The following is a 12,313-nucleotide window of genomic DNA, read 5'->3' on the forward strand; positions in this document are numbered from 1 at the left end:
GAATTCATTCAACCACGCGGTAATACTTCACTCTAGTGAAGCTAAACAAAGCCTGGAGAACGATGGGACAGCCGCAAGAGAAGAACATCGTCGTGAGGCAGCAAAGTCGAAGAAAAGGAAAGCGATCATTTTCTCTTGACCGCCTTCCTATATCGTCGCGTTGTACAATCCGGTACGCCGGCTGCGCGGGTTCTGCTAGCTAGCACTACTTTGGCAGATTGTGTTTTCGCCGCTGTTTTTCACGGATCTGCTTTCGGCAATATGGGCACTGCTGAGACGGCGGCCGAAGGATGAGATCGACGATGGCGTGACGTACGGCTGGCATGGTTGGCTGAGGCGGAGGCCCGTTGATTCTTTTTTTTCCGCCCCGCGTATGCGAGGCGACGATGTTGCAGGAAGGCGTAGGCAATCATTGTCATCAAGGCGTGGCGATGAAGACCTTGCCATGATCGCCCTTCGAAGTGATCAAGTCCAAGTTCCTCCTTCAACTGCTGATGCGCCTGCTCACAAATCCACCGTGCCTTGATGGTGGCGGCCAGCGTGCGCAGATCCGTCGCCGCCGGAAGGTTGGCCAGATAGTATTTCTTCTCCCCGGACGCACGTTGCTCGCCAATGAGCCAGGCTTCGTCGCCTGGGAGATGCTGCTGACCTTTATCCCATATCCGCTGCGGAGGGCCGTCGGCGGTCCGGACACGGAGAGCAGCAAATTGGGCTTTAAGCCGACCTTTCGTCCCGCTACGCCAACTCACGGTTTTCCATTTGGCGCTGGCGAGCATTTGTTCTGCGGCAATCGATAAGATATCGGGCACGTGGTGCTTTCGTGGTTTTCCGCGGACTTTGGTAATCGGCCAAATGAGCTTCACATCGACCGGATACACTTTCTGGTGCCGAGGGATGCCGACAGCCCAGGTCAGCCCGCGCTCTGTTAGCCCTTGTCGAAACGGTGCGCTGAGGCCGTATCCTGCATCCGCCAGCACACATCCAAAGCGCACGTTGGCTGCCATCGCGCGGTCAATCTCGGCTAGAGCAATCTCGGGCTTGGACCGTGCCGTTCGATGTTCGACTGGCACGCGAGCGCGCTTCAAACGAGATATGTCGCTTGTCCAACTGTCAGGCAGAAAGAGACGTAACGCGACCATCACGGGCACTTCGCCGCGAGCAAGCGTCAAAGACACCAGCGTTTGGCAATTTGCCGTTTTACCGAGAGCCGACGCGTATTGAGCCGCAACACCGACCGAGCGCTCACCCTTCTTGGGAAGTGAGGTGTCATCAATAACCAGCACCGCATCCCTGCCGCCGACAAGTCGGTCCGCCTGGTTGAGCAGCTCTGTCTCCAGCGGCGTCGCGTCCCAGACACCGTCCGCAATGAAATGGTGCAACTGGTCGTAGTTGCTCGTGGCAAGGCGTTCCGCCATCGGCTGAACGCTCTTGCGATCGCCCGGACCGATCAATCCCGCAACATACAGAGGACACATCCGCTGCCGGGTCTTATGACCCAGCCGGTCCAAGAACGGCATCAGCCAGCGTTCGAGTTCGTCTTCCCATCCGGGCATGGTCAGCCCTCCCAGAGCCGACCACCCATGAATCATTGAAAAATTGATTCGGGAATCCTATAAAACGCGGCAAAATCAACAATCTGCCAAAGTAGTGCTAGGGCGCGTACTCATAAAATCCGGCTGTGACGTCCGGCTTCGCACAGTTTGCGACCGAAGCCGCGCCGCGATACGACATGTTGAAACGGGCCAATAGCAATCGCTCAGCTTTCTGATTCCCAAAAAGTGCGGCCGAGAAGAATCGACAGAACCGAGTGAAGCGCAACTGCTGGCCACAGAATAATGCCGGCCAAGCCACCCGCGAAACCGAGGTAGGCGAGGTAAAGCGCGGCCAACGCGTTGTAAGCGAACATGCCGATTAGCGGCGGACCGGGCCAGCAAGCAATGCCTAGCGCGATAAGGGCAATGCCGGTCAGTCGCCCGATCGGAATGGCAATTCCAGAAAGGTCTTCACCGAACAGCAAATGTCCGACGAGTGACGGAACGATTACCAGGGCAAGGCCGGTTACTGTTTCGGTTATGGCCGCGAAAATCAACGCTTTGTTCAGCGCAGGATCAAGACTGCTGTTGGACTTGACCCAACGCATTTATGCACACCGGCAATAGAACTGCAGAAAGCGCGACACCTCGCTTTCCGTGCCGTAGAGGCGGATGAGGCCGTGTCGGTAGGCGTCGCCTACCGACAAGCGATGGTTGGCTATCTCCCGAACCACGTCCTCGCCACTGATGAGGACGAGTTCGCCGACAGGCGGTGCAGAGACATGAACTTGCGCATGCAGGTCGCCGCCCTCTGGCGTGAAGCGAGTCCATAACATCGGCTCTATCAACAACAGCGCAAAAGCCATCGGCGCGTTCTCACCCGCCGGTATCCGCAGCTGCTCTCCCAACTGTTCGAGCGATCGCACTGTGCGGTGATAGGCCCAAAGATCGGGCGTACGCGCCGGGGGCGGAAGTCGCCGCTCGCTCACCGCCTGTGCCATTGCGCCCAGGACATGGAGCGCGTCGGGGTAGGTCCAATTCAGCATGCCGCGCGCGAGCGTGACGTCATCGTGGTAACCGCAAGCCGGGGCTTGGGACGGCGCCCAGGCAGCGCACCAGCCGAGCACGAAAACTGCGGCAATCCGGTGCTTTCGCATGAAGCCCTCCGTTTCAGGCCCGGCACTACTTCGCCGGCGTGTACCAGATGGGTGACGTAAAGGCTCGCTCGGTGACCTTCATGGCGGTGCCGGGCAACGGCGTGACGCCGTAGCGTTTCGCATCGTAGGCGGTCCAGCGCGGGGTGGGGATCTCGATCACCCGGCCATAGTAGAAGGCCGGCCGGCTCGGGTCGAATTCGGGATCTTTCCAGACCGTGATGAGCTCGGGCGCACCGATCGTGTTGGTCCACGTTGCATTCGCTACGTCCACGGTGTCGCCGACCGACGGCAACTTGCCGTCGGTGCCGGGCTTGCGATCTCCCGACCAGGCGACGTCAAAGACCTTCTCGCCCACGCTGCCATCCTTCTCGAGCCAGCCCTTGATGATCTGGTAGCGGTCAAGGTTGGCGCCGATCGGGTCCTTGAGCGCAGCGACCAGGAATGTCGGTACCTTTCCCTGCGGCGCCGCGCGAAGGTCGCCTCCCATAGGCACGCCCTTGGTGTAGCCGACCTGGGCCGGCAAGCGATTGTCCGCGTCCTGGGGCACGAAATCCCAGCCCCCGAAGAAGCGCACGATCACACGGGTGCCGGTGGTGGAGTAGGTCTCCTTACGTTGCATGGCATCCCAAATGGACGTGCGGGTGTTCTCATTAGCCCACACGGCGGCATAGCCGGAGGAGCCGACCTCCCAATCCATGATCTTCACGCCGGTCGTCCTGTTATCGATGAAGGTAGCGCCCATCCGGTGCGGGCTCGGCTCTTGCGGAACGGTCTTGCCGAAGAAGTTGTTCTCCTCCATCGCGGAGAGGGCGGTGTGCGCATCGCTGCCGCTGACGAGGCCGAACTTGTAGGGGTTGACGCCGAGGCGCTGCTCGAGCTTGAGGCCGTTCTTGTAGGCTGAACGTACATACTCGAACTCAAGCATTTCCTTCTTCTTGGCAACACTGCCGTCGAGGTTGCCCTTGTCCCAGATTTCGAACGCAGCGAACTCGTCGTTCGGCGACAAATACGGATGAGACTCGCCGGTGCCCTTGGTCTGTGTGGCCTCGTAGAGCCGCTCCCACTTGGCGCGTTGCTCCGCATAGTCGCGGTCGAGGGCCTTGCCGAAAGCCTCGACCACGGGGAACATCGTTCCGTTGCTCAAATTACCGTTGTGGGCAATCGCCAGTACGCTGCCGCCGGTCTTGGCTTCGTAGCCTTGCATCCATTTCCACAGGTCGGCCGGATTGTCGCTGCCGTAGGGTGGATACACGGTGAATGGCTCGACCTGGCTCGCCTTGTCACCGTTGTCGCGGTAGATCACGTTGCGATGGAGGTTATTGCCGCCGGTGTTGGAGGTCCATTCGTAGGCGATGAAGGTGGTAAAGCGGCCGGGATCGTTGAACTGTTCAGCAGCCTCGATGGTCTTCTGCCACGCGCCCCGATAGGCACGCGTTCCCGGGAAGTACATCAGATCCTTCGGAAACGTACCGTGCGAAAATTGAACGATGATATCGATCGCGGCCTCGGCACCCTGGCCAGACTTGATCATGTCGTACCATTTGCGACCGGTCGGGTCGGCGAGAAGATCAGGCTTACCCGCGAACAGGTCCGGGAAGAAGCCCATGTTGTCGGAATGATCTGTCACCGCAAGCCAATCAAGCGGCCGGGAAAGCTTCACCGGCTGGCCGGTGTTGGAAGTGACTTGTTCGCCGCGGGCAAAGCGATAGGCGTCCTTCGGGTCGAGCCGGGCGCCGAACGCGCCGGCATCCATCGAAAACGACGTATGCAGGTGCGTGTCGCCAAAGAACGGTCGCGTGGGAAACTCGCGATTCACGTAAGGCGAATAGGCGGGTTTCTGCAGGGATTGTTCGAGCTGATCTTTTTCCGGCGCGCCAACGTCCTGGGCGAATGTTGGCGAGATGAAACAGGCGGCACTCAACCCGGTAACGATCTGCAACACCGCTCGTTTCATGTGTTTCCTCCCCAAAATCGATGAGCCACGTCAAATGCAGCGATACGCTCGATTACCCAAAACATGGCAAGACTCCCGATGGCATAAGACGTCGCGAGGCTTGCCCAGCGGATTCTCGATCTGTGAAAACGCAGAAACCAAAAGGAGAGGCACACCGCCGCTGCGATGAACAGCAGCTGGCCGATCTCCACCCCGACGTTGAAGAACAGGAGCGCCAGCGGCACGTGTCCTTCCGGCAGCCCTACCTCGCGCAGCGCGCCGGCAAAGCCGAATCCGTGCAACAGGCCAAAAGTGAACGCGACCAGCCACGGCGCTCTTACCGCCAGGCCTTCACGCCCCTGCTGCAAATGCACGATCTCACCGGCCACAAACACGATGCTCAAGGCAATCACCGCCTCGACCGGAGCAGCCGGCACATGCACATAGCCGAGCGTCGCCAGTGCCAGCGTGATGCTGTGCGCGACCGTGAATGCGGTTACCGTCTTCACCAGCAGCCAGGTCCCGCGGGTGAGGATCAGCAGCGCCAGCACGAACAACAGGTGGTCGATACCGAACAGGATGTGCTCAACACCCAGCCTGAGATAGACGCCGGCGACCGACCAACCGCTCTGCTGCAGGGGTATCATTGCTGCCGGCTCTTGCGGAGTGAGCCGCCGCACCCAGTTGGTTCCGTCAAGGAAGACCATGCGCACCAAGGCGTCTGTCATGGTGTTTTGCAGTCCATCGATGCGCACCGTCTGTCCACGCAACGGAACGAGCGCGCGAAAGCGCCACGTTTGCACGGCGGCATCGACGGCAGCACGCGTCGTCATCGGCGTGAGGTCTTCAGCGCTGCCGGAGAAAGTCGCCGTGAGCGCCAAGCGAAGCTGCCCGCGCATCGGCGTCTTGAACAGGACGTCGAATTCACCGGGCCGCTCTTCGCGCACTTCGAGATAGGAGGGACGAACCTCATGGGCCGAACAGGGCGTCAGCCACGCAAGGCCCCAAGCCGCAAGAATCGCGATCATGGCGAGCTTGACGGAGCGGTGCGCCCAGGAGCGAAGCTCGCGTGAGCGGCGCGCTGTCACGGCTGCCTCGAGGAGGCGGCCGCGATCGGCACCATCAGCGGCTTTAAGGCGTCATCGACGACAAGACGGTATTTCTTGCGCAGTCCCGCGAGATATAGCTCCTTCGCCGTTCTCTCCTCCTCGCTTCTCCACGCGTCGACGACCTGCTCGCGCAGATCGGCAAATTGACGTAATTGGCCTTCTTGCCGGGTCGAAACGCGCACCAGGTGCAGGCCGTACCCTGATTCGATCGGGCCGCTCCAGACACCGGGCTCAAGCGAGAACACCGCTCGTGCAAAGGCGCCGCCGAAAGCCGCGGACACAGACTGCTCGGTCTCGTCGCGGAAATCAGCTTCGAGCAATAAGCGGTCGCCCAAAGCTGCCGTCGAGAGCGCGCCGTCGTTGCGCAGCCGCTGCAATGTTGAGGTGGCGTCCGACTGCGCGTTGGCGCGTTGCTGCGGGCTGAAATAGACCTGCGTGAACGAGATGCGTGCATCGCTGCGGAAGAGCTGGGCATGCCCGGCGTAGAACTGCTGCAATTCGGTATCCGATGGTTCGGCCCGGCGTGCGGTATCCTCAACAAGAAAGGTCAGTTTCTGCGCCAGGCGTCGCCGGACGATCACGTCGTTATCTTCGAGTCCCAGGGAGCGCGACTCGCGTGCGAGCAGCAGTTCATCGGTGTAGTCCGTGACCAGCCCGCGCAGCTCATCCGGTGTTGGCTGACGCCGCCACTGGGTGGTCCAGTTTTGTGCCAGCCACTCGATATCGCCAGCGCCGACCTGGAGGGACGGGGTTTGGCCCGCGTTCGGATCTTCCGGCGCGCGATTCATCCAAGCATAAGCGCCGAACAAGGCTGCCCCTGCTATTAAAAAATGAAGCAAAGGTTCTTTCAACAGCTTCATCGTCATCACTGTAGTGTCTGCTCGATCGCGTTAGGCGAACATCGCCGCCATGCCAACATCTTGATCTAGATCAATCTCCGAGCCTTGCGCTGGCGTCCGCGCAACACAGGCGGAAGCGAGCAGTGTCTGCGTTTGGGTCATTATCGACGGAGTCATCAGTGATTGTCGGCAGGTTGATGTCCGCATCTGCCCGTAAGCGCCGAACGGGGGCTGAGCCAGGAGCGTTGCGTTTGGCCGGACTCCCGTGATTCAAACTCTCAAACTGTGGGATCGAATCATGCGCTACGAACTCGCCGACTATGAATGGACTGCCATAAGGCCGATGCTACCGAACAAGCCGCGTGGCGTTCCTCGAGTGAACGATCGACGTGTCCTCAATGGCATCTTCTGGGTCCTCCGATCAGGAGCACCCTGGCGTGATTTGCCGGCGGCGTTTGGCCCATACACCACTCGCTACAACCGGTTCGTCCGGTGGCGGCGAGCTGGTGTCTGGGGCCGCATCATAGAAGCGCTTGCCGCCGCCCATGATGTCGCTGTCCAGATGATCGACACCTCCATTGTCCGCGTGCATCAGCATGGAGCCTGCATCACAAGGAACCAGCGCCTATCGACGGGAAGGTCTCGCGGCGGCTGGACCAGCAAAATCCATGCGGTGGTCGATGGCAATGGTCTGCCGGTACGGCTGGCGCTGAGCCGCGGCGAGACCCATGACGTTCGACTTGCTGGAAAAATGCTGTCTCGTCTGAAAGCCGGGTCAATGCTGCTTGCCGACCGTGGCTATGACGCGGACTGGATCAGGCAGTAAGCGGGCCGGTCAGAGCTTCCTGTCCAAGCGGAATGGCCGCCGCGAGCAACAACCCCGCGCTTGCGGAGGACGATGGTTTGCAAGATTGATTTGACGCGAGGGTGATCCATCTTGCAGCCGACGAAGTGCACCATCGGAACGATCAGAAGCGCTGGCATGATCATCGCAAGCCAACCGGCGATAGCTCCCCGCAGCCCGGCCGCAAAATACCCAGCGCTGACAACCCAAAGCCCTACGGGACCGGGCGTGCCTCGGGCCGTTCAGCGTACCGAGAATGCTGTTGTCCACGAAATAGGTCAGGAGCGCCTTGAAGGGACGGAGCTTCGGATATTGCTCGATCGCCAATTCCTTCAGCTTCTTCGCCTTGGACGATTCCTTGCTCATGGCGCCAAGACCTATGGCAGCCGTTCCGCCGTCCGAAACCCTCGCACGCTTCCTTTTTTCCCCGCCGGCAAGCCGGCTCCTCGCGGCCGCTTCGCTGCAAAAAAAGGCGCGCGCTCGGGTGCGCCGCTTACGCTTCGCCCCAAGGGTTCGGTTGCGTCCCGGCCGCCATGACGGTCTCGCCATCGCAGCGGATCGGCGCTGCGGCAACGAAGGAAACAGACCATGACTGCAATCGGATTCGTCACCCGCAACGAGAACGGCGGCTTCAGCGGCGAGCTCAAGACCTTGTCCGTCCGGACCGGTATCGACATCGTGCCCAACCGCGACAAGTCGGCCGACACCCATCCGGATTTCCGCATCATCGCCCAGGGCGTCGAGATCGGCGCCGGCTGGATCCGACGCGGAGAAAGCAGCGGCAGGGACTACGTCAGCCTGTCACTCGCCGCACCCGAGCTTGGGTCCCGCAAGCTCTACGCCAACCTTGGCCGAGGCGTCGGTTTGGGCGATGAGGGCGGTTTTTTCCTGATCTGGAACCCTGTCGATTAGATCGAATCTTGGGCTCCCGCGCAGCGCGCGGAGCCTCTTCTCGTCTACAGGACGCCAGCTTCGGTTCGCTGTCGCCCGTCGTGTGGGCGACTTTTTCTGCGCGATCGCGCGTTCGGCGCGCGGCCATCAGAGGCCAGATGGCCCTCAATCCATTTGCTTCAGAGCAGTCTTGGGGCGCGCCAACAGGCTCCAATTTGAAAATGCGCTCCAGGAGTTCTTGATCGAGTGGGGGGCTTGATGGGCGCTGCCCCTCACCCCCTGCAAGACCTTCTTTTGTCCTCCGGTGCAGCAAGTCGGTCGCACGTCGCAGCTTCGCCGCTCGGTGCAACCGCGTTGCGCACCATCGGATTCCCGCCTCTTAAGGGGCGCCAAAACAAGCTCTTGCCCCCCGAAACCCCGGTCTCGCCGACGGGCAGGCGGCATGGCGAAGGCCATGCGCGCCGCGCCGATTGTCAAACGGCCCTTCGAGGCCCCACGAGCGAGATTTCACGATGGCTAAGCTGACGAAGGTCGAGGCCAAGGCGCATGCCGAGGCTGTCGAACTGCTCAAGAAAGATGTTCTCACTTACGATGAAAAGCTGTTCGTGTTGGACAACTGGCACGAGGGGGCAAACCACATCAATGGGTCGGCGGGCGCGTTCTTTACCCCGACAGGCCTTGCTGGAGACTTCGCAATCGATGCCGGCAGCGGTCGAATGATCGACCTTTGCGCCGGGATCGGCGCGCTCGCGTTTCACGTCTTTTGGCGAGGGTATTACGGGCGCAGCCAGGGTGAACCCGAGCGGGAAATCGTCTGCATCGAGCGCGATCCCGCCTATGTCGCAGTCGGTCGCAAGGTGCTGCCGGAGGCACAATGGATCTGTGCCGACGTGTTCGATTTCGATCTCAAAGGCCTCGGGCACTTCGGTTGCGTGATCGCCAATCCTCCCTTTGGAGCCACTCCGAGGGCCGGAAAGGGACCGCGCTACACCGGGCGGTCGTTCGAATTTCACGTCATCGATCTTGTGTCGGACATGGCCGACTATGGCGCATTTATCATCCCGCAGATGTCCGCGCCGTTCGAGTACAGCGGCGCGCAGTGCTACCGCGAACGCAAGAGCGCTGACTATCTGAGGTTCGCAGAACAGACCGGAATCCATCTGGAAGCCGGGTGCGGCGTCGACTGCGCTTACCACCGCGATGGCTGGAAAGGCGTTGCGCCAAACGTTGAAATCGTCTGCGCGAATTTTGAAGACATGCCACGCAACAAGGCTCGATCATCAGCGGAACCAGAGGCTAAACTGCGCACGATCTGGAGCGAAAAGGGTCTGTCAGTCGAGCGGCAGGACGCCCTCATCGCCGAAATCGAGGCCAAGGCGAAGGCCGTCTTCAGTTTTGAGGAACGTCCGGTCCAACCGGATTTGTTCACCGACACAGGCATCGGTTGGACGAGGCGCTGACGGCCCCACAGCCAGTTTGACCGCTCTTGTCATGGCCGAATAGGCCGTCAGGCCTATCCCGTTTGGTCGCGGGCGAGGCGGAAACTACGACCGGAAAGCCGTCCGCGAGGGCGGCTTTTTGTTGCTGCTGAAGGGAGGAGTTTCTCCTTTCGGTACAGGTCTGCTGCCGAAGCGCCTAGCCGTTCACGCGCCTCTTCGCTTGTATTTGGCATCGATCTCGGCACCTGGCCGAGCGGAGTGGTTCGTCCTCCGCGAAGGTCCAAAAGGTCGATTGCAGACGAAGAATGCATTCACGCCGAGTGAATTTTTGCGTTGAGTTTGGAGAGTTATTGAAGGGATTCTCCACCGATCCGGCCGAAGAAAAACACTCCATCGACGCCAGAATTTGCACCGGTCTGTGGGATTCGAAGGGCTCCAGTTCGGAGACTTTGAGGCCCGGTAAGCCGTCAGATTTTTAGTTTTTTTGCTGGGTAACATCTGGCTCGGACGCGCGTAGCGACCCAGGTTTCTCGGCTTCGCCGACGCTCCATGGCTCGTGTGCAAGATCACGTCACAGCAGAGAGAGGAAGTGTGAACTAGTGAAAGTGAGCAGGGGGCGTCGTCGCAAGATAAAAGCACTGTCGCCGAAGTGCGGCTAAGTCGTTGTCTGCACATCCAAGATTTGGGGATACCGCAAGCCGCGATGTCGCCAACCGGGATCTAGACGTTGTCGATGGGAATCTAAGGCAATGGTGTTGTTCGCTGATTGCGTCGGCGGCCTTGGCGATGGTTCATTGGCTTCACGTATCGCGGTCTTCTCAGCGAGGAGCGCGCGGAATGCATTGCATCGACGACGACGTGTTCGAAGCGAAGCTCGGTTGAATCGGCAACCGCGGAGCCTGGAAGGCGGCCAGATATCTTCGGAGCGTCGGGCAATCCGCAGAAGGCCGGCGTTACGGCTCATCGCGCGTCGAACTTCTCAGGTGACCAAATTGACCGCGGACACGCACAAGGTGCGGTCCTTGTCGGCCGGCGGAGCACCAGTGGCCGGGGTGTAATCGAGGCGCGCCTCGTCCGTATCAAAGCGGGGCACCGGTGCCATCCGCGCGTATCGACGCTACGTGGAGCGTGACGGCGTCAAGCGAGAGAGCGAGCCAGGCGAGCTCTACGACGCCGCGCGCGACCGCGCCGACGGCAAGGCCTTCACCGAACGAAGCGCCGGCGACAACCAGTTCCGGTTCATCGTGGCGCCTGAGGATAACGCGGAGCTCTCCGACCTGCAGCCCTTCATCCTCGACCAGAAGCGCCTCGGCGTCAGGCTCGCCTGGGTCGCGGGGGATCGTTTTAACACCGGTCATCCGCACAGCCATGTTGTGCTCCGCAGTAGGAACGTCGTGTGGCATGACCTCGTGATCGCACGGGACTATATTGCCCACGATTAGCGGGCGCGGGTCGGACACAGACCTTCCATGTCGCGGCTGAACCGAAAATCTTGATATGGAAGCCGCTCGTGAGGCCTCAGTAATCGGTCACGACTCGGTAATTCACCCGGCTTGTCCGATGCCTCGGTGAGCCGAGCGGTAGCAGATCGAAGGTGAGCTTGAACCAAAACTCAGGCGCGCAGGTGGACTCGGCGGCACCATCCATACCGTATACCGCGAGCGGCCGCGGCGGCTGTTTTGCGGGCGGCCGGCGGTTTCCCGATCTTTGCTCCGGAGTGAGGGGCAGCGTTTGACCGGATGGCCCGACCAGAGCCATCCACGCGGATAACAATTCGGGAGCACAGATTGCGTTCGACCGAAACCCGCGCGAGTTCGATCGAACGGTTACATGGGTCGTCGAATGTATCAGGGCATCCTAGTGATTAACTGGATCGGAGGTTCAACTGGCAACGTTCGGGCGGACATATTCGCGCAGACGTACGGCTTTGGAGACAGGGTTGCGAAGATGTTCCCAAGAACAGCCCATAGAAACCGCCGATCGGGCTAAGCCCCTCGTGCAGTAGGAAGCGTTGTCAATCAACTGCGACCCTCGGGGCCGTTGGCACTCGCGCGATCGCTTCCTTGACCAAGTTCCTTGAGCGCTCGAGACGATGCAGAAGCGACCTCAGATCCAAGGCTGTAGCACCCTCCAGACAAAGATTCTCTTCGCTGACGGCGCGGGCGACAAGTGCATCGATTTGTTCGTTTACGAGGACTCCTCCTGCGGATACCTCGATCCGCCCGCCTGGGCTGAGGCTAACCGAGATATTCGACCGGCCGAGGATTGCGGCCTCCGCGACCGACCAAGGCAATTTGACGGAGCAGACAATCTCGCCCGTTCCGATCAGTCGGTAACCAGCGCTGTACCAGAGCGGGTCGAGGGAAGCCTCGCTTCCGCATCCCAAATCAAGGAAAGCCTCCACCGTATCGCTCACAAGATCCATGGTGTTATTCGCACGAGTCCAACCGATCGTCTGACACTAGCATGAAGCCATACCGATTGTAACTTAAAAGCGGTCGCCTTAAAGGCACCAGTGGGCCCCTTGTGTGCTTGTGAAGCGGACGCACAAGGGCCCCCTGCGCGATAC

Annotated in this window: 11 protein-coding genes and 1 pseudogene; 4 read left to right on the forward strand and 8 right to left on the reverse strand. The window is 60.4% G+C overall.

What is annotated here, in order from left to right:
• Nucleotides 1-239: 239 nt before the first annotated feature.
• The 6 genes from J2R78_RS33625 to J2R78_RS33650 all read right to left on the reverse strand — a co-directional run bounded on the left by J2R78_RS33625 (nt 240) and on the right by J2R78_RS33650 (nt 6,597).
• Entirely contained in the window at nt 240-1,589 is a 1,350-nt protein-coding gene (locus tag J2R78_RS33625) for an IS701 family transposase (protein ID WP_253605578.1), read from the reverse strand.
• A gap of 167 nt (nt 1,590-1,756) precedes the next feature.
• A complete protein-coding gene (locus J2R78_RS33630) occupies nt 1,757-2,140 on the reverse strand; it encodes a hypothetical protein (protein WP_253608295.1) in 384 nt (127 codons plus the stop codon).
• A complete protein-coding gene (locus tag J2R78_RS33635) occupies nt 2,141-2,689 on the reverse strand; it encodes a hypothetical protein (protein WP_253608296.1) in 549 nt (182 codons plus the stop codon).
• 25 nt (nt 2,690-2,714) lie between these two features.
• Nucleotides 2,715-4,643, reverse strand: a complete 1,929-nt coding sequence (locus J2R78_RS33640) for a DUF3604 domain-containing protein (protein ID WP_253608297.1) — start codon at nt 4,641-4,643, stop codon at nt 2,715-2,717.
• On the reverse strand, nt 4,640-5,650 hold the full coding sequence (locus J2R78_RS33645) for a HupE/UreJ family protein (RefSeq protein ID WP_253608298.1): 1,011 nt from the start codon (nt 5,648-5,650) through the stop codon (nt 4,640-4,642). The genes J2R78_RS33640 and J2R78_RS33645 overlap by 4 nt, the downstream gene beginning before the upstream one ends.
• 56 nt (nt 5,651-5,706) lie before the next feature.
• Complete coding sequence (locus J2R78_RS33650; protein ID WP_253608299.1) at nt 5,707-6,597, reverse strand: peptidyl-prolyl cis-trans isomerase; 891 nt, start codon at nt 6,595-6,597, stop codon at nt 5,707-5,709.
• Between the two features lie 271 nt (nt 6,598-6,868).
• Here J2R78_RS33650 and J2R78_RS33655 point away from each other — a divergent pair.
• Nucleotides 6,869-7,393, forward strand: a pseudogene (locus tag J2R78_RS33655) (IS5 family transposase); the annotation flags it as partial.
• On the opposite strand, the gene J2R78_RS33660 reads toward J2R78_RS33655, so the two are convergent.
• Nucleotides 7,369-7,590, reverse strand: a complete 222-nt coding sequence (locus J2R78_RS33660; RefSeq protein WP_253609991.1) for a hypothetical protein — start codon at nt 7,588-7,590, stop codon at nt 7,369-7,371. The pseudogene J2R78_RS33655 and the gene J2R78_RS33660 overlap by 25 nt on opposite strands.
• Nucleotides 7,591-8,002: 412 nt before the next feature.
• On the opposite strand from J2R78_RS33660, the gene J2R78_RS33665 reads away from it, so the two are divergent.
• The 3 genes from J2R78_RS33665 (at nt 8,003) to J2R78_RS33675 (ending at nt 11,186) form a co-directional block, all read left to right on the forward strand.
• Nucleotides 8,003-8,326: a DUF736 family protein gene (locus tag J2R78_RS33665; protein WP_253608300.1), complete on the forward strand. Its 324-nt coding sequence runs from the start codon at nt 8,003-8,005 to the stop codon at nt 8,324-8,326.
• A gap of 491 nt (nt 8,327-8,817) precedes the next feature.
• Nucleotides 8,818-9,765, forward strand: a complete 948-nt coding sequence (locus J2R78_RS33670) for a methyltransferase (protein ID WP_253608301.1) — start codon at nt 8,818-8,820, stop codon at nt 9,763-9,765.
• A gap of 1,100 nt (nt 9,766-10,865) precedes the next feature.
• Complete coding sequence (locus tag J2R78_RS33675; RefSeq protein WP_253608302.1) at nt 10,866-11,186, forward strand: hypothetical protein; 321 nt, start codon at nt 10,866-10,868, stop codon at nt 11,184-11,186.
• Nucleotides 11,187-11,758: 572 nt separating this feature from the next.
• On the opposite strand, the gene J2R78_RS33680 is transcribed toward J2R78_RS33675, so the two are convergent.
• Nucleotides 11,759-12,169: a hypothetical protein gene (locus J2R78_RS33680; RefSeq protein WP_253608303.1), complete on the reverse strand. Its 411-nt coding sequence runs from the start codon at nt 12,167-12,169 to the stop codon at nt 11,759-11,761.
• Between the last annotated feature and the right edge of the window lie 144 nt (nt 12,170-12,313).

The organism is Bradyrhizobium sp. USDA 4538 (assembly GCF_024171045.1).
Classification (GTDB): domain Bacteria; phylum Pseudomonadota; class Alphaproteobacteria; order Rhizobiales; family Xanthobacteraceae; genus Bradyrhizobium; species Bradyrhizobium australafricanum.